Source organism: Brevundimonas naejangsanensis DSM 23858 (assembly GCF_000421705.1).
In the GTDB taxonomy this organism is placed as follows: domain Bacteria; phylum Pseudomonadota; class Alphaproteobacteria; order Caulobacterales; family Caulobacteraceae; genus Brevundimonas; species Brevundimonas naejangsanensis.
In genome coordinates, this window is record NZ_ATXN01000002.1 from 133,132 (window position 1) to 158,442 (window position 25,311).

The 25,311-nt window shown below is 66.5% G+C and carries 27 protein-coding genes and 1 riboswitch; of the genes, 17 read left to right on the forward strand and 10 right to left on the reverse strand.

What is annotated here, in order from left to right; all coding sequences use genetic code 11:
* Window positions 1-17 precede the first annotated feature (17 nt).
* The 6 genes from tmk (at window position 18) to H556_RS0100860 (ending at window position 7,125) form a co-directional block, all read left to right on the forward strand.
* Window positions 18-644, forward strand: coding sequence for a dTMP kinase (gene tmk, locus H556_RS0100835; RefSeq protein ID WP_024352635.1), 627 nt, complete (start codon window positions 18-20; stop codon window positions 642-644).
* A complete protein-coding gene (locus tag H556_RS0100840; protein WP_024352636.1) occupies window positions 641-1,621 on the forward strand; it encodes a DNA polymerase III subunit delta' in 981 nt (326 codons plus the stop codon). Before tmk ends, H556_RS0100840 begins: the two co-directional genes overlap by 4 nt.
* A gap of 15 nt (window positions 1,622-1,636) precedes the next feature.
* Window positions 1,637-2,422, forward strand: a complete 786-nt coding sequence (locus H556_RS0100845) for a TatD family hydrolase (RefSeq protein ID WP_024352637.1) — start codon at window positions 1,637-1,639, stop codon at window positions 2,420-2,422.
* Window positions 2,419-3,240, forward strand: coding sequence for an MBL fold metallo-hydrolase (locus tag H556_RS0100850; RefSeq protein WP_024352638.1), 822 nt, complete (start codon window positions 2,419-2,421; stop codon window positions 3,238-3,240). Before H556_RS0100845 ends, H556_RS0100850 begins: the two co-directional genes overlap by 4 nt.
* A gap of 143 nt (window positions 3,241-3,383) precedes the next feature.
* Entirely contained in the window at window positions 3,384-4,655 is a 1,272-nt protein-coding gene (locus H556_RS0100855) for a dicarboxylate/amino acid:cation symporter (RefSeq protein ID WP_024352639.1), read from the forward strand.
* 129 nt (window positions 4,656-4,784) lie between these two features.
* Window positions 4,785-4,995: riboswitch (cobalamin riboswitch) on the forward strand.
* Window positions 4,996-5,127: 132 nt separating this feature from the next.
* On the forward strand, window positions 5,128-7,125 hold the full coding sequence (locus tag H556_RS0100860; RefSeq protein ID WP_024352640.1) for a TonB-dependent receptor plug domain-containing protein: 1,998 nt from the start codon (window positions 5,128-5,130) through the stop codon (window positions 7,123-7,125).
* A gap of 46 nt (window positions 7,126-7,171) precedes the next feature.
* Here the strand turns inward: H556_RS0100860 and H556_RS0100865 are convergent, their stop codons facing one another.
* Together H556_RS0100865 and H556_RS0100870 are read right to left on the reverse strand one after the other, a co-directional pair.
* Window positions 7,172-7,366: a DUF2842 domain-containing protein gene (locus H556_RS0100865; RefSeq protein ID WP_024352641.1), complete on the reverse strand. Its 195-nt coding sequence runs from the start codon at window positions 7,364-7,366 to the stop codon at window positions 7,172-7,174.
* Window positions 7,366-7,617, reverse strand: coding sequence for a hypothetical protein (locus H556_RS0100870; RefSeq protein ID WP_024352642.1), 252 nt, complete (start codon window positions 7,615-7,617; stop codon window positions 7,366-7,368). Before H556_RS0100870 ends, H556_RS0100865 begins: the two co-directional genes overlap by 1 nt.
* A gap of 138 nt (window positions 7,618-7,755) precedes the next feature.
* Between H556_RS0100870 and H556_RS0100875 the strand changes: the two genes are divergently transcribed.
* On the forward strand, window positions 7,756-8,811 hold the full coding sequence (locus H556_RS0100875; RefSeq protein WP_024352643.1) for a COX15/CtaA family protein: 1,056 nt from the start codon (window positions 7,756-7,758) through the stop codon (window positions 8,809-8,811).
* Between the two features lie 80 nt (window positions 8,812-8,891).
* Here the strand turns inward: H556_RS0100875 and cobS are convergent, their stop codons facing one another.
* Entirely contained in the window at window positions 8,892-9,902 is a 1,011-nt protein-coding gene (cobS, locus tag H556_RS0100880) for a cobaltochelatase subunit CobS (protein ID WP_035302731.1), read from the reverse strand.
* Window positions 9,903-9,977: 75 nt separating this feature from the next.
* Window positions 9,978-10,406 (reverse strand): organic hydroperoxide resistance protein, encoded by a 429-nt coding sequence (locus H556_RS0100885; protein ID WP_024352645.1) that lies wholly within the window; start codon window positions 10,404-10,406, stop codon window positions 9,978-9,980.
* A 133-nt stretch (window positions 10,407-10,539) separates the two neighbouring features.
* On the opposite strand from H556_RS0100885, the gene H556_RS0100890 reads away from it, so the two are divergent.
* Window positions 10,540-10,812, forward strand: coding sequence for a hypothetical protein (locus H556_RS0100890; protein WP_024352646.1), 273 nt, complete (start codon window positions 10,540-10,542; stop codon window positions 10,810-10,812).
* Here the strand turns inward: H556_RS0100890 and H556_RS0100895 are convergent.
* Window positions 10,772-11,440, reverse strand: coding sequence for a J domain-containing protein (locus tag H556_RS0100895; RefSeq protein ID WP_024352647.1), 669 nt, complete (start codon window positions 11,438-11,440; stop codon window positions 10,772-10,774). The two genes, H556_RS0100890 and H556_RS0100895, sit on opposite strands and share 41 nt — an antisense overlap.
* Before the next feature lie 44 nt (window positions 11,441-11,484).
* Between H556_RS0100895 and H556_RS0100900 the strand changes: the two genes are divergently transcribed.
* From H556_RS0100900 to H556_RS0100925, 6 genes are all read left to right on the forward strand, one after another.
* Window positions 11,485-11,784: a BolA family protein gene (locus H556_RS0100900; protein ID WP_024352648.1), complete on the forward strand. Its 300-nt coding sequence runs from the start codon at window positions 11,485-11,487 to the stop codon at window positions 11,782-11,784.
* A 107-nt stretch (window positions 11,785-11,891) separates the two neighbouring features.
* Complete coding sequence (locus tag H556_RS0100905; RefSeq protein WP_024352649.1) at window positions 11,892-13,697, forward strand: response regulator; 1,806 nt, start codon at window positions 11,892-11,894, stop codon at window positions 13,695-13,697.
* Window positions 13,698-13,762: 65 nt separating this feature from the next.
* On the forward strand, window positions 13,763-15,460 hold the full coding sequence (locus H556_RS0100910) for a cisplatin damage response ATP-dependent DNA ligase (RefSeq protein WP_024352650.1): 1,698 nt from the start codon (window positions 13,763-13,765) through the stop codon (window positions 15,458-15,460).
* Window positions 15,461-15,503: 43 nt separating this feature from the next.
* On the forward strand, window positions 15,504-16,484 hold the full coding sequence (locus tag H556_RS0100915; protein WP_024352651.1) for a mechanosensitive ion channel family protein: 981 nt from the start codon (window positions 15,504-15,506) through the stop codon (window positions 16,482-16,484).
* Between the two features lie 3 nt (window positions 16,485-16,487).
* Window positions 16,488-17,504, forward strand: coding sequence for a threonine aldolase family protein (locus H556_RS0100920; RefSeq protein ID WP_024352652.1), 1,017 nt, complete (start codon window positions 16,488-16,490; stop codon window positions 17,502-17,504).
* A 50-nt stretch (window positions 17,505-17,554) separates the two neighbouring features.
* Window positions 17,555-19,441: an ABCB family ABC transporter ATP-binding protein/permease gene (locus tag H556_RS0100925; RefSeq protein WP_024352653.1), complete on the forward strand. Its 1,887-nt coding sequence runs from the start codon at window positions 17,555-17,557 to the stop codon at window positions 19,439-19,441.
* Window positions 19,442-19,448: 7 nt separating this feature from the next.
* Here the strand turns inward: H556_RS0100925 and H556_RS0100930 are convergent, their stop codons facing one another.
* The 4 genes from H556_RS0100930 to H556_RS0100945 all read right to left on the reverse strand — a co-directional run bounded on the left by H556_RS0100930 (window position 19,449) and on the right by H556_RS0100945 (window position 22,536).
* On the reverse strand, window positions 19,449-19,928 hold the full coding sequence (locus H556_RS0100930; protein WP_024352654.1) for a hypothetical protein: 480 nt from the start codon (window positions 19,926-19,928) through the stop codon (window positions 19,449-19,451).
* Window positions 19,925-20,500 (reverse strand): response regulator, encoded by a 576-nt coding sequence (locus H556_RS0100935; protein ID WP_024352655.1) that lies wholly within the window; start codon window positions 20,498-20,500, stop codon window positions 19,925-19,927. Before H556_RS0100935 ends, H556_RS0100930 begins: the two co-directional genes overlap by 4 nt.
* A 97-nt stretch (window positions 20,501-20,597) precedes the next feature.
* Complete coding sequence (locus tag H556_RS0100940) at window positions 20,598-21,548, reverse strand: acetyl-CoA carboxylase carboxyltransferase subunit alpha (RefSeq protein ID WP_003166956.1); 951 nt, start codon at window positions 21,546-21,548, stop codon at window positions 20,598-20,600.
* An 85-nt stretch (window positions 21,549-21,633) separates the two neighbouring features.
* Complete coding sequence (locus H556_RS0100945) at window positions 21,634-22,536, reverse strand: tyrosine recombinase (RefSeq protein WP_024352656.1); 903 nt, start codon at window positions 22,534-22,536, stop codon at window positions 21,634-21,636.
* Window positions 22,537-22,603: 67 nt separating this feature from the next.
* Here H556_RS0100945 and H556_RS0100950 point away from each other — a divergent pair, with 67 nt between their 5' ends.
* Genes H556_RS0100950 through H556_RS0100960 form a run of 3 tightly spaced genes read left to right on the forward strand, consistent with a single transcriptional unit; the run spans window position 22,604 to window position 24,872 of the window.
* Window positions 22,604-23,173, forward strand: a complete 570-nt coding sequence (locus H556_RS0100950) for a shikimate kinase (RefSeq protein WP_024352657.1) — start codon at window positions 22,604-22,606, stop codon at window positions 23,171-23,173.
* Window positions 23,170-24,288, forward strand: coding sequence for a 3-dehydroquinate synthase (gene aroB / locus H556_RS0100955; RefSeq protein WP_024352658.1), 1,119 nt, complete (start codon window positions 23,170-23,172; stop codon window positions 24,286-24,288). The genes H556_RS0100950 and aroB overlap by 4 nt, the downstream gene beginning before the upstream one ends.
* On the forward strand, window positions 24,285-24,872 hold the full coding sequence (locus H556_RS0100960) for a GNAT family N-acetyltransferase (protein ID WP_024352659.1): 588 nt from the start codon (window positions 24,285-24,287) through the stop codon (window positions 24,870-24,872). Before aroB ends, H556_RS0100960 begins: the two co-directional genes overlap by 4 nt.
* Here H556_RS0100960 and H556_RS0100965 read toward each other — a convergent pair.
* The gene (locus H556_RS0100965) at window positions 24,869-25,285 is read right to left on the reverse strand and encodes an MliC family protein (protein ID WP_024352660.1); all 417 of its coding nucleotides are present in this window, start codon (window positions 25,283-25,285) and stop codon (window positions 24,869-24,871) included. The two genes, H556_RS0100960 and H556_RS0100965, sit on opposite strands and share 4 nt — an antisense overlap.
* Window positions 25,286-25,311 lie beyond the last annotated feature (26 nt).

Genomic DNA, 25,311 nt, shown 5'->3' on the forward strand with positions numbered 1-25,311 from the left:
GTCGCCATTGTGCGCGGGTGCAGCGAGGCAGATTCATCACGTTCGAAGGCGGCGAAGGCGCCGGCAAGACCACACAGGCGCGCCTGTTGGTCGAGCGGCTGCGCGCCGCTGGGCTGGACGTCGTCCAGACGCGGGAGCCGGGAGGCTCGCCGGGGGCTGAGGAAATCCGCAATATCGCCGTCTCGGGCGAGGCTGACCGCTGGTCCGCGCGCACTGAGACCCTGCTGATGTACGCCGCCCGGTCCGACCATCTGGAGCGCACGATCCGCCCCGCGCTGGAAGCCGGGCGCTGGGTTGTCTGCGATCGCTTCGCCGATTCGAGCCGCGTCTATCAGGGCGCAGGCGGCGGCGCGCCCGAAAGCCTGATCGAGGCGCTGGACGCTGCGGTGGTCGATGGCGACCAACCGGACCTGACCCTGGTGTTCGATCTGCCGGTGGATGTGGGGCTGGAACGCGCCTTCGGTCGCGGGCTGTTCGAGACGCGCTTTGAATCCAAGGGCATGACGTTCCATCAGAAGCTCCGCGAAGGCTTTCTGGAAGTGGCTGAGCGCCACCCCGACCGCTGTGTCGTCATCGACGCGACGGGCGAGGTCGATGAGGTGTCCGAACGCCTCTGGACGGTGGTGGAGGCGCGGCTGCTTTGAGCGAGCATCCGCGCGACCGGTTCGATCTGATCGCCGACCTCAAGGCCGAAGAGGCTTTTCTGGACGCGCTGGACCGTGGCCGCCTGCACCACGCCTGGCTTCTGTGCGGGGTCGAGGGATCGGGCAAGGCCAGCTTCGCCTACCGCGCTGCGCGGCGTCTGCTGGGCGCGGCGCCGGATCCTTCGCGCGGGCCGCTTGGCGCGGCGCCGCACGACCCCGTCAGTCGTCTGGTCTCGGCTCAGTCGCACCCTGATCTGCTGGTGCTTGAGCGTCTGATCGAGGGCGGCAAGCAGAAGAAGTCGATCTCGGTCGAACAGGCGCGCGACCTGCCGGAGTTCTTCGCCAAGAGCCCGTCCCAGGCGCGGCATCGGGTGGCGATCATTGATGCTGCCGACGACCTGAACGTCAATGCCGCCAATGCCTTGCTGAAGATTCTTGAGGAACCGCCTGAAAGCGGGGTTCTGTTCCTGGTGACGCACGCGCCGGGCCGTTTGCTGGCGACCATCCGTTCGCGGTGTCGCCGTCTCAGTTTTCCGGTCTGGCCTGAACATCGTCTGGCGGAGCTGGTCCAGCGCCGCACCGGCGTATCGCCGTCCGAGGCGGATGAGGCGGCGCGTATGGCCGGCGGCTCGCCGGGCGCCGCGCTGGATCTGGCGTCCGGCGCCATGTCCGAGACGGATCGTCTGGCGCGCAGCTGGGTCGAAGGCGGCGCCGTGGACCGCGCTGAGCAACTGGCCGTGGCTGACGGCTTTCGCGGCGCCGAAGGGCAGGCGCGGTTCGACGCCCTGATGGATCGGCTGATCGCGGCGGTGAAGCGGCGTGCGGTCGAGACCGGCGGCCGCGAGGGCGCGTTGTGGGCTGAGCTGTGGGGGCGGCTGTCGGAACTGCCGGACCGCGCGGCGGGCCTGAATATGGACAAGGGGGATGTGCTGGCCGGGGCCCTGGCCGACATCGCCCGCGTCAAGGCATCGGTATGAGGGCGTTCACCTGAAATGATCATCGACAGTCACGTCAATCTTCACGCGCCCCAGTTCGATGAAGACCGCGACGCCGTGATTGCGCGCGCGAGAGAGGCGGGCGTGCGGCTGATGGTCGAGATTTCGGACAAGCTATCGACCTTTGACGCGACCCATGCGCTGGCGATGAACAACGCCGACATCTGGTGCACGGTCGGGGTGCATCCGCATGAAGCCAAGGACTACGCCGACCTGACGGCGGATCGCCTGGTCGAACTTGCGCAGCGTCCGCGCGTCATCGGCATCGGCGAGTGCGGGCTGGATTTCCACTACGACCTCAGCCCCCGCGACGTTCAGGCGGCGGTGTTCCGTCAGCATATCGAGGCGGCGCGCCGCACGGGGCTGCCGCTGGTCATCCACACCCGTGAAGCGGATGAGGTCATGGCCGACATTCTGCGCGAAGAACATGGACGGGCGTCGTTCAAATTCCTTATGCACTGCTACACCAGCGGCATGGAACTGGCTGAACTGGCGATGGAATTGGGCGGCTGGTTCTCTGTTTCCGGCATCGCCACCTTCAAGGCGGCCGAAGAGGTGAGGGCGGTGATCCGGCGGATGCCCGAAGACCGCATCATCGTCGAGACGGACTGCCCCTATCTGGCGCCGATCCCGCACCGTGGGCGCCGCAACGAGCCGGCCTATGTCGGCCTGGTGCTGGCCAAGCTGGCCGAGATTAGAGGATGGACGCCGGAACAGGCGGATCGCCTGACGACCGACGCCTTCTTCAACCTGTTCGACCGTATCCCCCGGCCCGCCGAATGAGAGAGCTGGAGATCGTCATCCTGGGGTGTGGTTCGTCGGGCGGGGTGCCGCGCGGCGATGGCGACTGGGGCGACTGCAATCCGGTCGAGCCGCGCAACCGGCGCACCCGCTGTTCCATGCTGGCCCGTCTTCATGGTCCCGATGGCGTGACCAGCGTGGTCGTCGACACCTCGCCTGACTTCCGCCAGCAGATGCTGATGGCGGATGTCCGGGGCATCGACGGGGTCCTCTATACCCACGACCATGCGGACCAGACCCACGGCATTGACGATCTGCGGGTCTTCGCCGCCCATGCGCGGGGACGCATTCCGGCCTGGATGGATGAGCCGACCCATGCGGCCCTGACACGACGATTCGACTACATCTTCGAGAGCCAGCACGGCTATCCGGCCATCGTCGAGGCGCGTCCGCTTCCGCCGCACGGCTGTCGCTGGAGCGTGCCGGGGCCGGGAGGGAATCTGCCTGTCGTCACCTTCGACCAAGCGCACGGCCCGATTCGATCGGTCGGCTACAGGATCGGCGGGGTTGTCTATTCCAGCGACGTGTCCGACCTTGATGACGAGGCGCTGGAAGCAGTGCGCGGGGCTGACCTGTGGATATTGGACGCCCTTCGTTACACGCCTCATCCGACCCACGCCCATGTCGACAAGGCGCTGGACTGGATCGCGCAGACGGGCGTGAAGCAGGCCGTGCTAACCAATCTGCATATCGATCTGGACTATCAGCGATTGAAGCGAGAGCTTCCGGCCAATGTCGATGTCGCTTATGACGGTTGGCGTGACCGACTTTTGCTGGACGAGGCTCAGGCTGCGGTGTGACGCAGGCCTGTCCATGCAAAAATATGTGATGTGCCATAGAGGTTTTATCGGCTATTCGCTGCGGCTGAGATGCGGGCGGTGGGGCCCTCCATTGGTGTAACGGCGGCGTTGGGGGTTTCTGCGCCGCGAACCTGGACGACTGTATGAAACGTATGTTCGCTTACCTCATCGTCGGGGCGATGGTCCTCGGCGTTGTGACAGGCTGGGGCCTGAATCATTTTCTGACGGCGGATCAGGCTTCGGCCGCGGCGTCGAACCTCAATCTCATCACCGACATCTTCCTGCGGCTGATCAAGATGATCATCGCGCCGCTGGTGTTCACGACCCTGGTGGCGGGCATCGCCCATATGGAGGACGCCGCCTCGGTGGGGCGGATCGGCGTGAAGACCATGACCTGGTTCATCGGCGCTTCGATCGTCTCGCTGGTGCTGGGTCTGGTGATGGTCCAACTGCTGCAGCCGGGCGCGAACATGCACCTGCCGGAAGCGGTGGCGGCGACGGCCCCGGCGGCCTCGACCGACGCCTTCTCGCTGCATGGCTTCATCGCCCACCTGGTGCCGACCTCGATCTTCGACGCCATGGCCAGGAACGAGATCCTGCAGATCGTGGTCTTCTCGGTCTTCGTCGGCACGGCGGTCGCGGCCCTGGACGACAAGGCGCCGGCGGTGCTGCACCTGGTCGAACAGGCCGCCAGCATCATGCTTAAGGTGACCGAGTTCGTGATGAAGCTGGCGCCCTTCGCCATCTTCGCCGCCCTGGCTTCGACCATCGCCACACAGGGGCTGGAGATGCTGGGCACCTACGCCAAGTTCGTGCTGGGCTTCTACGGGTCAATGGCGACGCTGTGGGGCCTGCTGTTCGTGGCGGGCGCCGTGGTGCTGGGCAAGCGGGTCGTCCCGCTGTTCCGGGCCATCCGCACCCCGACCCTGCTGGCCTTCTCGACGGCCAGTTCGGAAGCGGCCTATCCCCGCATCCTTGAGGCCCTGCCCAAGGTCGGCGTGCGCCGCCGCATCGTCAGCTTCGTCCTGCCGCTGGGTTATTCGTTCAATCTCGACGGGTCGATGCTCTACTGCACCTTCGGCACCATGTTCATCATGCAGGCCCACGGCGTGCATCTGAGCATGTCGCAGCAAATCTTCATGCTGCTGCTGCTGATGGTGACGTCAAAGGGCATTGCCGGCATTCCGCGCGCTTCGCTGGTGGTGATCATGGCCACCCTGACCTACTTCGGCTTGCCTGAAGCGTGGATCGCCATCGTGCTGGGCGTCGATCACCTGCTCGATATGGGCCGCTCGGCCACCAACGTCGTCGGCAACTCGGTCGCGGCCGCCGTGGTCGCCAAGTGGGAGGGCGAACTGGACGACATGCCCGAGCCGGACAGCCCGGACGGACAGGCGCAAACCGCCGCCGTCTGACGTCGGTTCAGTTCAACAAGGATCAGGGGCGTGGAGAGATCATCTCCGCGCGCCTTTTTCCTGGGCGCCGCCTCTTCGCTCTGCTTTGCCGCAATGGCGGCCAGGTTGACCTCAGCGGCAAGCGGCCTTACTGCGGCGACCGCGTCAGGTCCCTCCGAACGGGGGGGTAAAAGGGAATGGAGTGTGAAACTCCGGCTGTTCCCGCAACTGTAAGCGGCTAGCCCGCGCGTCAAACGCCACTGGCGGCTCGAAGGGTTTCGTCCTGATCGACCACTGGGAAGGCGACGCGCACCGGCCTTGATCCGCGAGCCAGGAGACCTGCCTGTCGCCGTCGTTCTCCGCGCGGTCGGGATGTGCCGGGCGGTCGAGGCAACTCGTGTGACGACAGTCTTGAAACCAGCCGCGTCAGCGGCCGCCTTCGCTCGTCAGGGCGCGGTCGGTCGGGCGCGGCGTCGTCATATGGAGAACCGGATTGAACCGGACCGCATTCGCCGCCCTGGCCGCCGCCAGCCTTCTGGCCGCCGCCCCTTCCTATGCAGCGGAAGGCGCTGATCAACAGGCGGCCGCCCCTGACGTGGCGGGCCGCGCCGGCGCGACCGCCGTCAAGGACGTGGTCGTCACCGCCAACCGTTCAGCTCAGCCGATCGAGCGGGTCGGAGCTTCCGTCACCGTCCTGACGCAGGCTGTCATCGAAGCGCGCCAGACGACGGCCGTGGCCGAGCTTCTGGCGCAGACGCCCAGCGTCAATTACAGCCGCAACGGCGGGCCGGGCACCGTGACCAGCCTGCGTATTCGCGGCGCCGAAGGCCATCACACCGTCGTGCTGATCGACGGGGTCAAGCTGAACGATCCGTCCTCGACCCAGGGCGGCTTCGACTTCGGCAACCTGCTGGTTGGCGACGCTGCGCGTATCGAGGTCCTGCGCGGCGCCCAGTCGACCCTGTGGGGCAGCCAGGCCATCGGCGGCGTGGTGAACATCGTCACGACCGAGCCGACGGAAGCCTTCCAGGGCAGCCTGGACGCCGAGGCCGGCGCGCGCGGAACGACCTATTTCCGTGGCGGCGTCGGCGGCGCCAATGAGCGCCTGAGCTGGCGCCTGGCGGCCAGCCGTTATTCGACCGACGGCTATTCGGCCTACGCCACGGGAACCGAGGACGACGGCTATGACAACACCGGCCTGTCGGGCCGGTTGAACCTGAAGATCACCGACGCCGTCTCTGTGGACCTGCGCTCGGTGTGGTCCAGCGGACGCGTGGATCTGGACGCCTGGAACGGCGACAGCCGCGATTACGGCAAGACCCAGGAACTGGTCGCCTACGCCGGTCTGAACTTCGACCTGTTGGATGGCCGTTTCCGCAACCGCATCGGCTATGCCCACACCGATACGGATCGCCGCAACTTCAACCCGGACAACAAAATCCAGACCCTGACCTTCGACGCCGAAGGTCAGAACCGGCGCTGGGAATATCAGGGCGCCTTCGCCGTCACCGAGACGCTGAACGCGACCTTCGGCGTCGAGCACGAAAAGTCGGAAATGAAGTCCCGCTCGCTGGGCGACTGGAATCCCAACGCCGAATATGGTCGCGGCGAGGCTGAGTTGAACAGCGTTTACGGCCAGGTTCAGTGGACCGTGCTGGACGGCCTGACTCTGACCGGCGGGCTGCGTTATGACGATCACGCCCACTATGGCGATAACCTGCTGGGGCAGGTTGCGGCGGCCTGGTCGCTGAACGACGGCGCGACTGTGCTGCGCGCCAGCTGGGGTCAGGGCTTCCGCGCGCCGGGCCTGTACGAGCTGTACAGCGAATACGGCAATCTGGACCTGCAGCCGGAAGAGGTCGACAGCTGGGAGATCGGCGTCGAACAGCGACTGTTCGACCGCGCCGTTGTTTCGGCGACCTATTTCCAGCGCGAGAGCGACAATGAGATCGACTACAACGGCTGTGCTGAAGTTGAAGGCCGGCCGAATGATCCGCTATGCGTCATCGGCAAATATATCGACGACGAGGGCAAGGAACGCGATCTGCTGCGCTATGGCTATTATCGCAACGTTCTGAAGACCGAGGCGCAAGGGGTCGAACTGATCGGCCGTGTTGATGTGACAGATCGTCTGAACGTCAGCGCCAACTACACCTGGACCGACGCTAAGAACGCTTCTGGAAACTATGACGGAAAACGCCTCATGCGCCGCCCCGAGCATATGGCCAACCTGGCGGCTGACTACGACTGGGCGTTTGGTCTGAAAACCGGCCTGTCCGTTCGCTACGTCGGCGAGTCGTTCAATGACCTGGAGAACGCGGTGAAGGTCGACGCCTTCACCCTGGTCGACCTGCGGGCTTCCTATCCGATCGACGACAATCTGGAAGTTTATGGCCGGATCGAGAACGCCTTCGACGAGGAATACCAGACCGTGCTGGGCTACGGCACGGCCGGTCGCGGCGTCTTCGGCGGCGTGCGCGTCCGCTTCTGATGCGAAGGCCGGGCCGCCCTGACATCAGGGCGGCCCGGCACAAGCTTTATTCTCGCTCGGCCCAGCGCAGCAGGGGAATAAGCGGCAAGCCCCAGCCGATACCCGCTACGGTGAAAAAGATCAGATCGATCCACCAGGCCTTCGGCAGCAGGTCGTGCACCGTCACTGCGCCCCAGATCCAGAAGATCAGGAAGAACACCACCGCCACGGTGGCGACGAACCGGCGAGCGCGCGGCGGCATCAGCGCTTGTTCCTGAACAGGAAGAAGGCCGCCAGGCCGATCACGGTGGCCACCAGCGACCAAATCAGCCACTCCCAGTCCGTCAGGGCAGCGACGGCAAAGACGCGGATTGCCAGAAATGCGCCGCACGCGGCGCTGACGAGGGCCACCAGTATGACGGCCCCGATGCCTCGACGCCCCGTCAGAAGGTCGGCGACCCACGCCAGGGCCAAGGCGCCGGCAATGGCGATGGCGATCTCGATATATTGCACCAACCGGCGCTCCCTGAATGCTGTGCGACGCTTTGGCGAAGAAACCGACTCGATCTTGCCACGCGGGAGGGGCATATCCCTCGGTTCCGCCGCCTGTGAAGAGGCGGCAAGCATATCGGGGCGAACGGCAGGCGTCGAATGAAGCGTATCGGGGATTTGGATCACAGCCGCGCTGTGGCGCTGTGGCTGTTTTTCTGTGCGACTCTTGTGTTCGCCATGATCGTAGTCGGGGGCGCGACGCGTCTGACCGGCTCAGGTCTGTCGATCACGGAATGGAAGCCGATCATGGGCGCCCTGCCGCCGATGAACCACGCCGACTGGGTCGAGGCGTTCGACAAGTATAAGGCCATTCCTCAATACACGGAAGTCAACGCCGGCATGAGCATGGCGCAGTTCCAGTACATTTTCTGGTGGGAGTGGGCGCACCGGCTGTTGGGCCGCCTGATCGGCGCCGTCTTCGCCTTGCCCTTCATCGCCTTCCTTGCGTTCCGGGTGATCCCGCGCCGCCTGATCGGCCGCTGCGCCGTGCTGCTGGCTCTGGGCGGCCTGCAGGGGCTGATCGGCTGGTGGATGGTGTCCAGCGGTCTGGCCGAGCGCGTCGATGTGGCGCCGGAGCGGCTGGCGACCCATCTGGGCCTGGCCTTCCTGATTTTCGCCGGTCTGATCTGGACGGGGCTGGAAGCATGGGCCGGCGTGGACGCCAACCGCCCGTCGCGCGCTTGGACCTGGGGCGCGGGACTGCTGCTGGGCGGTGTCTTCATCCAGTGCCTGCTGGGCGGTCTGGTGGCGGGCGCCAAGGCGGGCCTGATCTACACGGACTGGCCGCTGATGAACGGAGCCTTCTTCCCGCCGATCGCATGGGGGCAGGGAGCGCTGGCCTTCCTGCATGATCAGGGACTGGTGCAACTGAACCATCGGATGGGCGCCTATGTGCTGCTGTTCGCCGGCACCTTCTATGCGGTCCAGGCCCTGCGCGGGCGTCTGGACGGCGGGCTGGGCGTCGCCGCGGTCGTCTTTGCGGGCGCGCTGTGGTTCCAGGCGGGGCTGGGCGTCATGACCCTGATCCACGCCGTGCCGGTGACGCTGGGCGTCCTGCACCAGGCCGTGGCGGCGTTGGTGCTGGGGGCGGCGACCGTGAACCTGTGGCTGGTGCGGCGTTCGCGGCCGCGGATGTTTGCGTCCAGCTTGCGCTGAGCCGTCAGCACGGGGCTGAACAAAAAGGCCGCCTTTCCGGATCGGAGGGCGGCCTTTTCATTTAACGATGCGCGAGGGCGTCAGGCGATCTTCACCCGCGTTGCGGATTCCGGCAGGTCCTCGCCGAAGGCCCGCTGATAGAATTCGGCGATGGTCGGCCGTTCCAGTTCGTCGCACTTGTTCAGGAAGGTCAGGCGGAAGCTCAGGGCCAGGTCGCCGCCGAAGATGATGGCGTTCTGGGCCCAGGTGATGACCGTACGGGGCGACATCACGGTCGAGATGTCGCCGTTCATGAAGGCGTTGCGCGTCATGTCTGCGACGCGGACCATGGCGGCGATCTGACGGCGGCCGTCCGACGTGTCGTACTCGGGCGCCTTGGCGGCGACGATCTCGGCTTCCACGTCGTGGTCGAGATAGTTCAGCGTGGTGACGATGTTCCAGCGGTCCAGCTGGGCCTGATTGATCTGCTGGGCGCCGTGATACAGGCCCGTGGTGTCGCCCAGACCGACCGTGTTCGAGGTGGCGAACAGGCGGAACCATTTGTTCGGGCGGATGACCCGGTTCTGGTCCAGCAGGGTCAGGCGTCCTTGCGCCTCCAGTACGCGCTGGATGACGAACATCACGTCGGGGCGGCCCGCGTCATATTCGTCGAACACGAGGGCGACCGGGCGTTGCAGCGACCAGGGCAGGATGCCCTCGCGGAACTCGGTGATCTGCTTGCCGTCCTTCAGGACGATGGCGTCCTTGCCGATCAGGTCGATCCGGCTGACGTGGGCGTCCAGATTGACGCGCACCATCGGCCAGTTGAGGCGGGCCGCGACCTGCTCGATGTGGGTCGACTTGCCGGTGCCGTGATAACCTTGGACCATCACGCGGCGGTCGTAGGCGAAGCCCGCGCAGATGGCGAGCGTCGTCTGCGGATCGAAACGATAGGAGTCGTCGATCTCGGGCACATGGCTGTCGCGCGTTTCGAAAGCGGGCACGACCATGTCGGAGTCGATGCCGAATGCCTCCTTCAGCGTGACCTTGCGATGCGGTTCCAGCGTGACGAGCGGGTCGGGGGAGGCGTCGAGCGGAGAGGTCATGGCCATCCACCTAGCGCCCTCGCGCGCGCGGCTCAACACGCGCGAGGGGCCGGATTGATTATTCGCGCTGGGCCGGCCGGATTATTCCGCCGAAAGGGCGACCTCGACATTGCCGCGCGTGGCGTTGGAGTAGGGGCAGACCTGATGCGCCTTGTGGATAAGGTCGTTGATAATCGCCTCGTCCAGTCCGTGGTCCGTGACCTTCAGCGTCACATCCAGGTTGAAGCCTTCGCCGCGGGTGTTCTTGCCGAAACCTATGCCTGCCTCGACCTTGGTGTCCGGCCCGACAGGCGTTCCCGCCTTGCCTGACACCAGACGCAGGGCGCCCAGGTAGCAGGCGGCGTAGCCGGTGGCGAAAAGCTGCTCCGGGTTGGTTCCGTCGCCGCCCTGGCCGCCCATTTCGGTCGGTACGGACAGGCGGACGTCGATCTTGCCATCGTCGGTGGCCGAGCGGCCCTCGTCGCGTCCTCCGCCGGAAGCCGTGGCGTGGGCGCGGTACAGGATTTCCATGAGACAGACTCCGTGGGCTGAGAAGGGGCTGAAGCTGTCTCAACGCCTCTCAGAAACAACGGTTCTGTGATTCGGAATATCCACAGCTCGATGTTAACAATTGCCGCATCGCTCCCATCGGGGAGGGGCTGAGATGACCACGCTGCCGCAGTTCTTCTGCTATGTGTACGACGCGCCCGGCCGGACGCCTCAAATGCTTGCGCTTGAGGCCGACACCTTCCTTGAGGCGATCCGCGAGACCCGTCGGGTGATGCGCGGCGAAAGCGGCGCCGACGTCTTCGCGGAAATCTGGGACTCCTCACAACAGGGCGGGCAGGTCACGCGTGTCGACGCCGCTCCCGGCGGCGCGGGCCTGCTTCGGTCCATCAGGCGTAACCGGCCTTTTTCAAGGTCTTCCAGGCCTTGATGACGCTCTGAAGCTTCATCTCCGCTCCACGGTCGCCGCCGTTGGTGTCAGGATGGAAGCGTTTCAGCAGCTCATGATAGCGGGCCTTCACGGCGGCCTTGTCGGCGCCTGGCTCCAGATTCAGGTCGGCCAGGGCGGCGCGTTCCAGTTTGCCCATGCGATGCTCGGGGGCTTCGGCGACCGGCGCGTCCTGGGTGCGGCGTCCGAACAGGCCGAAGCTGTCGCGCCATGAACCGGCGCCCGAGTTGTTGTTCGTGCCGAACTTGGCGGCGAAGGCGGCCGCCTCGCGCGTCTGGGGGCCGGCCTTCATCTGCCAGGTCGGCCGTCCGCCGGTCATGGCTTCGTTTTCCTGCGCGGCGCGGATCTGGCCCTCGTTCATACCGGCGTAGAAGTTCCAGCCCTTGTTGTATTGGCCTGCGTGGCCCTGACAGAAGTCGTAGAACTCATTGATCTGCTCGCGCGACTTCGGCGCCTTGGCCGTCGCCGGGCGCGAGCAGTCAGGCCACTCGCAGCGTTTCTCGCCGGGCTTCAGGTGCAGGACATCGGCCTCGGCCTGTTCCTCCTCGGGCCGGGGCGGCTTCACTCGGATATCGGTGAAGCGAGGCTTGTATTGAAAAGACGCAGACATCCTCCGAAGTGTAGGGCTGATTTGGACGGCTTCAAGGAATGACCATGTCGAACGGCCCTGTAGCGACGATTATCCGTGAAAAACTGGCTGCGGCCTTCGCTCCGAGCCTGATTGAGCTGGAGGACGACAGCTGGAAACACTCCGGTCACCACCACGAAGGGGGAATCGACGCCCAGGACGGCGGGGAAAGTCATTTCCAGCTGCGGATCGTTTCGGCGGCTTTTGAAGGCATGAATCGCGTCGCGCGGCAGCGGGCGGTCAACACCGCGCTGAAAGCCGAGCTCAACGGCCCGGTCCACGCCCTGTCGATCCGCGCTCAGACGCCGGGCGAGGCCGGGACCTGATATTCACCGATTTGAGATTACGTAGTTCTCCTCATTCACATCCTCTTAGAACATTTGGCCATAGCGTCCGCTCCCGAAGAATATTTGCAGCGAGCGGGGGCGTCGCCATGGTGGGTTCAGAAGGCATAGGGAAGGGGCTTGAGAGCCAGGAGGCCGGCAGCGCCGCCCAGGCCCTGTCCGCCATCCTGCAGACCCACTATCTCCGCTATCTGATCATCACCAGCTGGGCCGTTGGGCTGATCGCGACCGTGGGCCTGCTGTATGGCCTGTTGTGGTTCGCCGGCACCCTCGCCGCAGGGGCTCTGCGCGGCGTCGTTGAAAAGCGGATCAGCCGCAGTCAGAATGCTGAAGCAGGCTGGGGCAAGGTGTTCCCCATTGTCGGCGCCGTGACCACGGCGGCTTGGGCGGCGGCGCCGCTTATGGCGTGGTTCTCGCCCTCGCTTTTCGGCCGCGAACTGGCCATCGCCCTGCTGATTTCGGGCTATGTGCTCGTGTTCGCCCAGCTGCGCAGCTCGCCTAAACAGGCCATCGTGATTTCATCGCCCTATGGCGTCGCGGCGGCCATCATTGCTGTGACCCTGATCGGCGATCCGGCCTTCTGGCCCTTCGTCATGTTGGCGCCGTTCACGGCGGCCTCCCTGTTCGTCCTCGTGACCATGACCATGCTACGCGAGGAACGCATCCGCGCCTTCCAGGAGCATCAGGCTCATCTGATCGAAGAACTGGAAGCGGCTCGGGACAAGGCGAACGCCGCCAACGAGGCTAAATCCAACTTTCTGGGCGTCATTTCTCACGAGCTGCGCACGCCGATGAACGGGGTGCTCGGCGCGGCCCAGTTGTTGAGCGCGACGCGGCTGGACGGCGCCCAGCGCGAATATCTGGCGATCATCCGCAACTCTGGCGACAATCTGCTGAGCCTGCTGAACGACATCCTCGACATGACCAAAATCGAGGCGGGGCGGATGAATTTCGAGTCCATCGACATCCAGCTGGACGACCTTCACCGCCGCATCGTCGGTCCCTTCGAGGCGCAGGCCGAGGCCAAGGGGCTGAGGTTCGTGTCCGAGTTTGAGGGCGATACGCCTGCCGTCGTGCGCGGCGATCCCCTGCGTGTCTGTCAGGTGGTGCAGAACCTGCTGTCCAACGCGGTGAAGTTCACTGAGAGCGGCGAAATCCGCTTTGTGACGCGAAGCCGCCGTATCTCCGAGCGCCGCGTGGCGTTCGAGTTCGCGGTGCATGACAGCGGCGCAGGGATTTCAGAAGGCGACATGGATCAGTTGTTCCAGCCCTTCACCCAGATCGACGCTTCGTCGACACGACGCTTCGGCGGCACGGGTCTGGGCCTGACGATTTCGCGGCGCCTGGCCAACATCATGGGCGGCGACATTACGGTGCAGTCTCAGGTCGGCTCGGGTTCGGTCTTCACCTTCGCTGTCGAGGGCGAGGTCGTCTGCTGGGAAGATGAGGCCGCTCAGGCCGACGCGGATGCCGATAGCATCGAACCGGACGGCATGAAGGTGCTGGTCGTGGAGGATCACCCGGTCAACCGCATGATCCTTGAGGCGTGGATGGGCTCGACCGGACGCCGCACCACGACGGCGGAGAACGGCCAGGAGGCGGTCGATATCGCCCGTCATCAGGCCTTTGATCTGATCATCATGGACGTGAACATGCCGATCATGGACGGCCTGACGGCGACCCGTCTGATCCGCGAAGGCGGCGTCAACGCTGAGACGCCGATCGTCGTCCTGTCGGCTTCGGCCCGGAACGAGGATCACGAGGCGGGCATGGCGGCGGGCGCCGACGCCTATCTGAACAAGCCGATTGATTTCCGCAGCCTGGCCAGCCTGATGGCCCAGGCCAAGGGCGGGCGGCCCGCGCTGCAAGTGCTTATCGAGAACGAGGCCGCCTGACGGTTACGGAAACGCTTGCGAGGTTCGGCGTTGCATAAGGCTACGCCCGAGTCTCAGGAGCCGAGTTGCGCCGTTTCGCCGAACTGCTTGATCGACTGTCGCTGACCGCGTCGCGCAAGGCGAAGCTGGTTCTCCTGCGCGACTACCTCCGCGCCACCCCGGATCCGGATCGCGGCTGGGCGCTGGCGGCGCTGACCGGCGACCTGGCGTTCTCTGCAGCCAAACCGGCGATGATCCGCAAGGCGGCGGAGGCGCGGGTCGACCCTGTTCTGTTCGGCTGGTCCTACGACTATGTGGGCGACCTGGCCGAGACGGTCGCCCTGATCTGGCCGTCCGATCCCGACCATCGTCCCAACCGCGAGCCGTCGCTAGGCGAGGTCGTGGACGCGCTTCAGGGCGCAGGACGACAGGAAGCGCCCCGTCTGATCGAGCGCTGGCTGAACGCGCTGGAGCCCAAGGGACGCTGGGCGTTGTTGAAACTGGTCACAGGCGGTCTGCGCGTCGGCGTATCGGCGCGCCTGGCGCGCACCGCCGCCGCCATGATGCGGCCTGACGCCGTCAGCCAGCCGCCGACGCCGGAAGGCGGCGAACAGGCCGCCGTTCTGCCGCCAGTCGACGTGGCCGAAATCGAAGAAGTCTGGCACGGTCTTACTGCGCCCTATGGCGACCTGTTCGCCTGGCTGGAAGGGCGGGGCGAGCGCCCCAGCGCCGAGGCTCCCGGTCGCTTCCGTCCCGTCATGTTGGCGACCGCTCTGGATGAAGTGATTGATATGGCCCGTCTGGATCCGACAGACTTCCTGGCCGAGTGGAAATGGGACGGCGTGCGGGTTCAGGCGGTGCGCGAAGGCGGGGTGACGCGGCTTTACTCCCGCACCGGCGACGACATTTCTGCGGCGTTTCCCGATGTGGTTCAGGCCCTGGCCTTTGAGGGCGCTGTAGATGGCGAGTTGCTGGTCGTGCGCGATGACGCTGTCGCTCCGTTCGGCGACTTGCAGCAGCGGCTGAACCGCAAGACGGCCAGCGCGCGATTGGTGCAGGACTATCCGGCGGCCATCCTGGCCTACGACCTGCTTGCCGACGGCGCGCAGGATGTGCGCGCACTGCCGTTGACCCAGCGTCGAGAGCGGCTCGAACGGCTGGTGGCTGGGCATACGGGCGACCGGTTGGCGCTGTCGCCGCTGCTGACCCACGCGACATGGGACGATCTGGCGGCTTTGCGGGCCGATCCGCCGGTCGGCGCCGCTGCAGAAGGTCTGATGCTGAAACGCCGCGACAGCCTCTATGTCGCCGGGCGCCCGAAAGGGCCCTGGTTCAAATGGAAGCGCGACCCCCACGTCATCGACGCAGTGCTGATGTACGCCCAGCGGGGCCACGGAAAGCGGTCTGGCTTCTACTCCGACTACACCTTCGGCGTCTGGACCGACGAGGGCGCGCTGACGCCAGTCGGCAAGGCCTATTTCGGCTTCACCGACGAGGAACTGAAACAGATCGACAAATTCGTACGCGACCATACCACCGATCGGTTCGGCCCCGTTCGCGCGGTCCGCGCCGAACGGGATTTCGGCCTGGTGCTGGAGATCGCCTTCGAGGGACTTCAGCGCTCGACGCGGCACAAATCGGGCGTCGCCATGCGCTTTCCCCGGGTCAGCCGCATCCGCTGGGACAAGCCCGCGCGTGAGGCGGATACGCTCGAGACGGTGCTCGACCTGCTGGACGCCATCGAGCGCGGCGGCGGTCGGGTCAGCGCAGGTGAAAAAGCTTGAGCATCGGGGTTCCAATCGGCTCCACGTGCGTTAGACCCGGTTCATGCTCATGAATTTCCTGTATAGTCCCGTCGTGCTGTCCGAGCCTCTGGCTCAGGCGATGGCCGCCGGCGAGCAGAGGCTGAGCATGGACGCCGCTATCCTGGCCAAGGCTATGGATCTGCTGGGCGATTTCGCTGTCAACCTGGCCATTGCGGCGATCATCTTCGTCCTGACCCTACTCGCCGCCCGCTGGGCTTCGGGCGCGGCGCGGAAAATTTTGGGCCGGACGCGGCTGGTGAGGCGCGATCCCACGGTGCTGGCCTTCATGGTGCAGATCGTGCGGGTGGTGGTCATCATCATCGGCATGATCGCCGTACTGCAGCGCCTGGGCGTGCAGACGACCTCCATCATCGCCGTTCTGGGCGCTGCCTCGCTGGCGGTCGGCCTGGCCTTGCAGGGGACGCTGTCGAATGTGGCGGCGGGGGTGATGCTGCTGATCCTGCGTCCTTACCGCGTGGGCGAGGCCATCGACGTGGGCGGCGCCTCCGGCACGGTGCAGAAGCTTGATCTGTTCACCACCCAGCTGACCAACGCCAACAACCACAAAATCGTCATTCCGAATTCCAAGGTGCTGAGCGACGTCATCGTCAATGTAACGGGGCAGCGGACGCGCCGCATCGAGATCAACTTCACCGTGGGCTATGGTGAAAACCTGAAAGACGCCTGCGCCGTTCTGGCGTCGGTCGCCAAGGTGAACGACAGGGTCCTGAAGGACCCGGCGCCGTGGACCGGCGTCACGGGTCTGTTGGACAGCGCGGTCCAGATCACCCTTCACGCCTGGGTCAACAACGCCGACTGGTGGCAGACCCAGTCCGACCTGATGCAGGCGGGCAAGGAGGCTCTGGACGAGGCCGGTATCGAGATTCCCTTCCCGCACCAGGTCGAGGTGCCGGCGAAGGACGCCAAGTTTGCGCGGGTTGTCATGGCCCCGCTACAGAATGATGCGGCTCAGGACGGACTGTCGGGCCAAGGGGGAGAGTGATCCGTGCGTTTTGATTTCGGCTCGGACAATACGGCGGGCATGGCGCCTTCGGCGCTGCAGAGCCTGATTGCGGCCAATACGGGGTTCACGCGGGCCTATGGGGCGGATGAGTCTTCGGCGCGGGCCGCTGATCTGATCCGTCAGACGCTGGACGCCGACGCCGAGGTGCGTTTCCTGTTCAGCGGCACGGCGGCCAACGCCATCGGCCTGTCGATGCTGGCGCGCCCGTATGAGGCGGTGCTGGCGCACCACGCAGCCCATATCTGCACCGATGAGACCGGCGCGCCCGGCTTCTTCGGCCAAGGCGTCGGCCTGATCGGTCTGCCCGGCTATTCGGGCAAGGTCGACGTAGCGGCGCTGCACGCCGCTCTGGAAGAGCCGGTCGTCGGTCACCGCCAGCCTGCCGCGGCGCTTAGCCTGACCCAGGCGACGGAGTACGGCGCCGTCTATTCCGGGGAAGAGCTTCGCCACCTGATCGAACCGTCCAAACGGGCGGGGCTAGGCGTCCATATGGACGGGGCGCGGTTGGCCAACGCCGTGGCGGCGGGCTTCGACCCCAAGGATATCGCGCGGCTCGGCGTGGATATTCTGTCGTTCGGCGGCGCCAAGGCGGGCGCCCACTGCGTCGAGGCGCTGGTGATCTTCGACAACAGCCTGACGCGGCGGATCGACAACCGGCTGAAACAGGCTGGGCAGACGGCGTCTAAGGGCCGGCTGCTGGCGGCGCCGCTGTTGGGTCTGCTGGAAAGCGGCGACTGGCTGTCGGGCGGCGCGCACGCCAATCTGATGGCCCAGCGCCTGGCCGACGGCATCGAGGCCAGGACGTCTTTCGTTCTCGCTCATCCGGTAGAGTCCAATGCGGTTTTCGTGCGGATGTCGGACGAGGCGCATCACGCGCTGAACGCCGCCGGTTGGGCCTGCTATCAGTTCGACGACGGTTCGGTGCGCTTTGTCTGTTCCTGGGCGACCGAAGAGGCGGCGGTGGACGCCCTCATCGACGCCGTGGCGAGCCTGAACTGAGGTGGCGGTCCGGTTCCGCCTCGATGGCATGACGACGGCGGAGCGCGGCGATGCGAGGTGAACGCTCGGGACGGCGCGGCGATGTCGCGACCAAGGCCATGAACGCTGGGGTCGATGTCTCTCAGCAGGAGGCGCCGCCGACACTGGAGGCGCTCAAGAGCCTGATCGGCGTTGTGGCGCGGTCCGGCGCGCCACAACTGCCGTGGCGCGTGACGGGCGCGATCCTGCTGACGCTGGCGGGCAAGGGGTTGGGCGTGCTCGCCCCGCTGGTGCTGGGCGCGGCGGTCAACCATCTGGCGGCGGATCAGGGACCGGCGGCGTCCGTGGGGCTCGGCTTCGCCGCCTTCGCCGTGGGCTGGGCCTTGGTGCGCTTCCTGTCAGCGGCGACGCCGCAGTTGTCGGACGTCGTGTTCGCGCCGGTGCGGGCGGCGGCCCAGCGCAAGACGGCGGCCGAGACCTTCGCACACGCCCTCAGCCTGTCGCTCGACTTCCACCAGACCAAGCGGTCCGGCGCCTTGTCGCGGGTGATGGACCGAGGATCGCGCGCCGTCGACTTCCTGCTGCGCATCCTGATGTTCAACCTGGGGCCGACGGTGCTGGAACTGGCGCTGGCGGCGGCAGTGCTGGGCGGCAAATACGACTGGCGCTTCGGCGCGGTCGCGGTGGCCGTGGTGCTGGTCTATGCGGTCACCACCTTCGCTATGGCCAACTGGCGGTTGGAGCACCGGCGCGCCATGAACGCCGCCGACAGCGAGGCGGCGGGCCTGTCGGTGGACGCCCTGCTGAACTATGAGACGGTCAAGTCGTTCGGCGCCGAAAGCCGCGCGGCCGAGGCCTATGACCGATCCCTGTCGACCTATGTTCAGGCCTCGCTGAAGGCGAACACCTCGCTGGCCGCGCTGAACCTGATCCAGGGCCTGATCATGAACGTCGGCCTGGGCGTCATGGCGGTCATGGCCGGGTTCGAGGCGGCGGCCGGACGTATGGGGCCGGGCGATGTGACGGCCGCCGTGCTGATCATGATCTCCCTCTATGCGCCGCTGAACATCCTGGGCTTCGCCTATCGAGAAATCCGACAGTCCTTCATAGACATGGAGGAGATGCTTAAGGTTACGCGACAAGCGCCGCAGGTTGCGGACGCCCCCGACGCCGTGGCCCTGACCCGGCCTGAGAGCGGTGGCGGCGCCGAGATCGTCTTTGATCATGTGGGCTTCCGGCACGACGCGCGGGCGGCGGGGCTGGATGACGTCAGCTTCGTCACGCCCGCTGGCACGACGACCGCCCTGGTGGGGCCGTCCGGCGCCGGTAAGTCGACGATCGTCAAACTGGCTTTGCGTCTGCTGGACCCGCAGGAAGGCGCCGTGCTGATCGACGGTCGGGATGCGCGCGGCCTGACCCAGGCGTCGCTACGTTCCGCCGTGGCCCTGGTGCCGCAGGACGTGGCCCTGTTCAACGACACCATCGCCGCCAACATCGCCTTCGCCCGTCCTGATGCGGACGAGGCGGCGATCTGGGCCGCAGCCGAGGGCGCCGAACTGGCTGACTTCATCCGCGGCTTGCCCGAAGGCATGGAGACCCGCGTCGGGGAGCGGGGTCTGAAGCTGTCAGGCGGCGAGCGCCAGCGTGTCGGCATCGCCCGCGCCCTGTTGGCCGATCCCTGTATCCTGATCCTGGACGAGGCGACCAGCGCCCTGGACAGCCGCACTGAAGCGGCCATTCAGAAGACGCTGCGCAAGGCGAGGGCAGGGCGCACGACCCTGGTGGTGGCGCACAGGCTGTCCACCGTGGTCGACGCCGATCAGATTCTGGTGCTGAAGGCGGGCCGCATCGTCGAGCGTGGCGCGCACCATGAGCTGGTGGCGCGTCAGGGCGGGGAATATGCGGCCCTGTGGCGCAAGCAGACGCGCGGCGCCAAGACGCAGGCGCCTCAGACCTGATCCGGCTTTAGCCCTTGGCGCCGCCGGGGACCTTGGCCTTCAGCACGTCCTTGAGACTCTCCAGCACCTGGGCGCGGGCGTCGTTGGCCTCGGCCGGCAGTGTCAGCAGCAGGCGCAGCGCCTGGGCGTGGACGGTGACGATGCGCCAGTCGAAGCTTTGATCTTCCGGCGCCGCGTCGATCAGGTCGCACAGATTGGCGGCGGCGGTGCAGATGTCCTTCATCTCGAACGGTCCGGCCGCGTCGATCACGGCGCTGGCGCGAGCATAAGCCTGATCCAGCGCGGCGGAGGCTTGCTCAGGGCTGGGGGGAGGCTTCATCCCCGCCAGAGCGGACACCTGTTCCTCGATAACCTCTCGGCTGCGGGCCTCATACTCGGCCAGATTGGCGTGCGCCTGCTTCAGCGCGGTTCCGACGCTGACGCCGCCGGGCTGGTCGATCAGGGTCGACAGGCGCGAGCGACGGCGATTGTGCGTGATGACGGTCATAATTCTATCGAGCCTCTGCGCTGGGCTTCGAATTGCGCTTTGCGGATCTCTTCGGAACGACGCTCGGGACCGGGCCAGGGTTCCTCTTTGAAGCGACGGTCCGGGCCGAAATAATCACCGACCTCTAGGAAGGGGCGCGTATCCTTCGCCACCCAGACGATGCGTTCCAGCAGCACCCCGGCGCTGAACGGCTTGGTGATCAGGAAGTTGGCGCCGCAGTCGCGCGCCTCAGACACCTTGGAGCGGCGGACGTGGGCGGCGGTCATGATGACGGGCGCATAGGCGTTCGGCTCCAGCCCCGAGCGACGCAGCCAGCGCACGAACTCATAGCCGCTCATGCCCGGCATTTCGCAGTCGACCAGGATCAGATCGACCGGATGCGTCTGCAGAATCTTGATGGCCTCGGCGGCTTCGGCGCAGGTGTGGCGCACCTTGATGCCGAAACCCAGCAGCGCCTGCGCCGTCAACTCCATCGCAAAGGGGGAGTCGTCGACGACCATCGTCATCGCCCCATCGAAGTTGAAGACCGCGCTTTCGCGCAGGGTTTCGCCGACCCCATTCATGCCGCGCATGGGAGCCTCGAATCACGCATCACTGACACCTTGGACGAATCGCATCGGCGCAGCTTCGACGCCGAGGAGCCGCCTTGCAACGGCTCGCTGCGTTCGATCAGCCCAGACGGCCGATGGCGTAGAAACGGTCGGCGCGCTGCTTCTTCAGCTGTTCAGCCGACAGGCCGGACATGGCCTTCAGTTCTTCTTCCAGCACCTGCCCGACGTTCTGAATGGCCTTTTCGCGGTCGGCGTGGGCGCCGCCCAGCGGTTCAGGGATCACGCGGTCGACGATCTTCAGCTCGATCAGGTCCGGCGCCGTGATCTTCATGGCATTGGCCGCATCCTTGGCCCGCGAGCCGTCGCGCCACAGGATGCCCGCTGCGCCTTCCGGCGAGATGACCGAATAGATCGAATGCTCCAGCATCAGCACCCGGCTGGCGGCGGCGATAGCGATGGCGCCGCCTGAACCGCCTTCGCCCGTCACCGTGGCGATGGAGGGCACGCCCAGCGTCAGGCCGCGCTCGGTTGAGCGGGCGATGGCCTCGGCCTGGCCGCGCTCCTCGGCGCCCAGACCCGGATAGGCCCCGGCGGTGTCGACAAACGTCAGGACCGGCAGGCCGAACTGCTCGGCCATGTCCATCAGGCGCACGGCCTTGCGATAGCCTTCGGGGCGGGCCATGCCGAAGTTGTGGGTGATGCGGGTCTGGGTGTCGTGGCCCTTTTCATGGCCCATGATTACGACCGGCTGGCCGCGGAAACGCGCCAGACCGCCCAGGATCGCTTGGTCGTCGCCGAATTGACGGTCGCCGTGCAGTTCCACGAAGTCGGTGAACAGGCCGTCGACGTAGTCGATGAAGTGGGGACGCTGCGGGTGGCGTGCGACCTGGGTGCGCATCCACGGGTCAAGGTTGGCGTAGGCCTTCGTACGCATGGCGTCGGCCTTTTTGCGCAGGGCGGCGATCTCGGTCTCGAACGATCCGCTGGTCGGCGCCAGCAGCGACAACTCGGCGATCTTGGCGTCCAGTTCGGCGATCGGCTTTTCGAATTCGAGATAGTGCGTGGCCATTAGGCGTCCGTGAGGAGGAAGCGCGCATTGCGCTACGGAAGGCGGCGGAACCTAGAGCGCGGAACGCTTCGGAGCAAGCGCGGGTTCAGTCGTCCTTCGCCAGAGGATGGTTGGCGTGAACCACCTGGGACAGACGATCCGTGGCGACGTGGGTATAGATCTGGGTGGTCGAGATGTCGGCGTGGCCCAGCAGGGTCTGGACCACGCGCAGGTCGGCGCCGCCTTCCAGCAGGTGGGTGGCGAAGGCGTGGCGCAGGACGTGGGGGCTGACGCGGGCCGGATCGATCCCAGCGGTGATGGCCGCCTGATCCAGCAGTTGGGCGAACCGGCGCGGGGTCAGATGGCCGCTTTTGCCGTGGGAGGGAAAAAGCCAGGCGCTGTCGGGCGTGTTCGGCTTGCGCGCGGCGTCGCGGGCGTCGAGCCAGGCCTTGATCGCCTCACGCGCGGCGGTGTTGAGGGGCGCCAGCCGTTCCTTGCCGCCCTTGCCGCGCACGATCAGATAGGCCGGATCGCGCCGCACGGCCTCGACCTTGAGCGCCAGCAGTTCGGAGACGCGCAGGCCCGAGGCGTAGGCCATCTCGACCAGGGCGATCAGGCGCAGGCCTGCCGCGCTGTCTGCGGCGCCGGCGGCGGCCAGCAGGGCTTCGATCTCGTCGCGGCTCAGTGTCTTGGGCAGGCTGCGGCCCTGTTTTGGCGCATCGAGGCGGCGCGAGGGATCGTCGGTCCGCCAGCCCTCGCCCAGGGCGAAGCGATAGAACTGCCTCACCGAGGCGCGGCGGCGTGCGGCGGTGGCGGCCGACAGCCCGCGCCTCGACAGATCGGCGAACCACGCCTCCAGCGCCTCCTGCGGCGCAGCCATCAGGCCCCCGGCGTCGCCCAGCCAGGTCTCCGCGTCCGCCAGGTCCCGGCCATAGGCGGCCAGCGTATGGTGCGAGGCGTCGCGCTCGACCGCCATCATCTCTAGGAACGCTTCGATCTGCGGTGTCATGCCGTGTCAGGTCGTTTCTTCTGAGGTGTGGAGCCGGGCGGCGTCTCGTGTAGAGGGTATACGGACCATGCCTTCCGACGCCTCGCCTGATTCCTTCCCGCTGTCTTCGGTCCGCACCATAGCCTTGGTGGGGCTGATGGGCGTCGGGAAATCGACGGTGGGGCGGCGGCTGGCCGCGCGGCTGGGCTTGCCGTTCGCCGACGGCGATCAGGTGATCGAGGAAGCGGCGGGCATGACCGTCAGTGAAATCTTCGCCTCACGCGGCGAGGCCGAGTTCCGGGCGGGCGAGGCGCGGGTGATGCGCCGCCTGCTGGAAGGGCCGCCGATCGTGCTGGCGACCGGCGGCGGCGCGGTGCTCAACCCCGATACGCGCGCCTTGATGAAGCAACACGCCGTCAGCGTCTGGATGCGGGCCGATCTGAAGGTGATCGCCGAACGTGTAGGCCGGCGCGACACGCGCCCCCTGTTGCGCGGACGCGATCCGCTGGTTGCGCTGAACGAGTTGGCCAGGGCGCGCTACCCCATCTACGGACAGGCCGATGTGACGGTCGATGTGGGCGGCGGCTCGCACGGTCAGGCCGTGGACGCCATTCTGAAACAGTTGCGCCGGTTCGGGCGGCAGGAGACCAAGCGATGACGACGACGATCCCGGTCGCAGGCGGCGCTTTCGCCCCCTATGAGGTCGTTGTCGGGCGGGGCCTGCTGAAGGCGGCGGGCGCCGAGGTCGCGGCGCTGAAGCCCACGCGCGCCTTCATCGTCAGCGACGAGACGGTGGCGGCCATCCACGGCGAAACGGTGCGCGCGTCTCTGGCGGCGGCGGGGCTGGTGACAGGGCTGGTGACCGTTCCGGCGGGCGAGGCGTCAAAGTCGTTTGAACAGCTTGAGGCCGTTCTGGACCGCCTGCTGGCCGAAGGTCTAGACCGCAAGAGCATGGTCGTCGCCCTGGGCGGCGGCGTGGTGGGCGATCTGGCCGGTCTGGCGGCAGCCCTGTTCATGCGCGGAGTCGATTTCGTGCAGATTCCGACCACGCTGCTGGCTCAGGTGGATTCCTCGGTCGGCGGCAAGACGGCGATCGACACCCCTCGCGGCAAGAACCTGATCGGCGCCTTCCACCAGCCGCGTCGGGTGCTGGCCGACATCGAGGCGCTGGCCACCCTGCCGGTGCGTCAGGTGCGCTCGGGCTGGGCCGAGGTGCTGAAGCACGGCCTGATCTGTGACGCGGCCTTCTTCGACTGGCTGGGCGACACGTCGCCTTCTGGGGGCGCAGCGGGCGCGAAGGGCGATCCTGACGCTCTGGAACGGGCGGTGATCCGCTCGGTCGAGATCAAGGCCCAGATCGTCGGCGAGGACGAGAAGGAGGCGGGCCGTCGCGCCCTGCTGAACCTAGGCCACACCTTCGGTCACGCCCTGGAGGCCGAACTGGCTTTCGGCGAGACCCTGACACATGGCGAGGCGGTGGCGCTGGGCTGCGCCATGGCATTCCGTTACTCAGCGCAGCAGGGTTTGTGCCCGGCGTCCGAGGCTGATCGCGCTGAGGCGGGCATCCGCGCGGCGGGCCTGCCGACGCGGCTGTCGGACATCGACCATCGCTTCGCCGCCGACGCCCTGATCGGGCGCATGGCGGGGGACAAGAAGGCCGAGGGCGGGCGCCTGACCCTGATCCTGGCGCGGGCCGTGGGCGACGTCTTTACCGACAAGAATGTGGACGCCGAGGCGGTACGCGCCTTCCTGATAAGAGAGGGCGCGGCGTGAACCTGCCGCCCGTCGCCCTTGAAGACGCTTTCGTCCGGCTGGAGCCGTTCACCGAGGCTCTGAAGGATGATGTGAGGGCGGCGCTGGATTGCGATCGCGACGCCTGGAACGGCATGGTTGGGGCGGCCTATGGGCCGCATTTCGACGGCTGGTGGGAGGCGGCGAGGAAGGCGATGGCGACGGGATCGCGCATCGCCTACGCCGTGCGGCGGCGCAGCGACGGCGCTGTCGTCGGCACAACAAGCCTCTATGAGATCAGGCCCGAACACCGGCGCTGTGAGATCGGCTCGACCTTCTACCGGCCGGAGGCGCGCGGCGGCGCGATCAATCCGGCCTGCAAGCGACTGCTGCTGGATCACGCCTTCTCGAACGGCGCGATCCGGGTCGAGATCATCACCGACGCCCTGAACGCCGCCAGTCAGGCGGCCATACGCAAGCTGGGCGCGACTCACGAGGGCGTGCTGCGCAAGCACAAGACGACCTGGACCGGCCGGGCGCGGGATACGGCCCAGTTCGCCATCCTGGACGACGACTGGCCCGAGGTGCGGCGGCGGCTGGACGAGCGGCTGGCGGCCTTGGCCTAATCCACCGCCCGGCACTCGGTCGGTTCGCGGTCGGCGGCGCTCCATGTCGCCATGACGCCCTTGCCGCGCAGTTCATAACCCGAGGCGCGATACCAGATGCCGTCGGCGGCGCGCTCCTGATACAGATCGACCGCTTCGCCGTTGGAGTTGCGCACGGTCGCCATCTGGCGCGGATTGTCGAAATCGACCGAAAGCCGCTCAGAGTTGTTGCACAGGTAGACTGCATGGACGACGCGGTTCAGGGCGCGGTCCTGAAGTTCGGCACCGGTGCGGCGACGGGCGGTTTGGGCCTCGACGGCCCGCTGGCGCACCGCATCGCTGTCGGTCGGCGCCTCGCGCGGCTCCTGCCCGCAGGCCGACAACAGAACGAGGGCGGAAACGGCGATGGTCGGCCATAGGATGCGGGTCGGCAATGGAGGCCCTCTCAAGGTCAAGCTTG

Coding starts and splice junctions, on each gene's coding strand:
- H556_RS0100915 (WP_024352651.1), top strand. CDS start 15,504: ATGCTCATGAATTTCCTGTATAGTCCCGTCGTGCTGTCCGAGCCTCTG.
- cobS (WP_035302731.1), bottom strand. CDS start 9,902: ATGGCCATGACCTCTCCGCTCGACGCCTCCCCCGACCCGCTCGTCACG.
- H556_RS0100890 (WP_024352646.1), top strand. CDS start 10,540: ATGACCACGCTGCCGCAGTTCTTCTGCTATGTGTACGACGCGCCCGGC.
- H556_RS0100900 (WP_024352648.1), top strand. CDS start 11,485: ATGTCGAACGGCCCTGTAGCGACGATTATCCGTGAAAAACTGGCTGCG.
- H556_RS0100930 (WP_024352654.1), bottom strand. CDS start 19,928: ATGACCGTCATCACGCACAATCGCCGTCGCTCGCGCCTGTCGACCCTG.
- H556_RS0100855 (WP_024352639.1), top strand. CDS start 3,384: ATGAAACGTATGTTCGCTTACCTCATCGTCGGGGCGATGGTCCTCGGC.
- aroB (WP_024352658.1), top strand. CDS start 23,170: ATGACGACGACGATCCCGGTCGCAGGCGGCGCTTTCGCCCCCTATGAG.
- H556_RS0100935 (WP_024352655.1), bottom strand. CDS start 20,500: ATGCGCGGCATGAATGGGGTCGGCGAAACCCTGCGCGAAAGCGCGGTC.
- H556_RS0100945 (WP_024352656.1), bottom strand. CDS start 22,536: ATGACACCGCAGATCGAAGCGTTCCTAGAGATGATGGCGGTCGAGCGC.
- H556_RS0100895 (WP_024352647.1), bottom strand. CDS start 11,440: ATGTCTGCGTCTTTTCAATACAAGCCTCGCTTCACCGATATCCGAGTG.
- H556_RS0100925 (WP_024352653.1), top strand. CDS start 17,555: ATGCGAGGTGAACGCTCGGGACGGCGCGGCGATGTCGCGACCAAGGCC.
- H556_RS0100940 (WP_003166956.1), bottom strand. CDS start 21,548: ATGGCCACGCACTATCTCGAATTCGAAAAGCCGATCGCCGAACTGGAC.
- H556_RS0100865 (WP_024352641.1), bottom strand. CDS start 7,366: ATGCCGCCGCGCGCTCGCCGGTTCGTCGCCACCGTGGCGGTGGTGTTC.
- H556_RS0100875 (WP_024352643.1), top strand. CDS start 7,756: ATGAAGCGTATCGGGGATTTGGATCACAGCCGCGCTGTGGCGCTGTGG.
- H556_RS0100850 (WP_024352638.1), top strand. CDS start 2,419: ATGAGAGAGCTGGAGATCGTCATCCTGGGGTGTGGTTCGTCGGGCGGG.
- H556_RS0100905 (WP_024352649.1), top strand. CDS start 11,892: ATGGTGGGTTCAGAAGGCATAGGGAAGGGGCTTGAGAGCCAGGAGGCC.
- H556_RS0100950 (WP_024352657.1), top strand. CDS start 22,604: ATGCCTTCCGACGCCTCGCCTGATTCCTTCCCGCTGTCTTCGGTCCGC.
- H556_RS0100885 (WP_024352645.1), bottom strand. CDS start 10,406: ATGGAAATCCTGTACCGCGCCCACGCCACGGCTTCCGGCGGAGGACGC.
- H556_RS0100845 (WP_024352637.1), top strand. CDS start 1,637: ATGATCATCGACAGTCACGTCAATCTTCACGCGCCCCAGTTCGATGAA.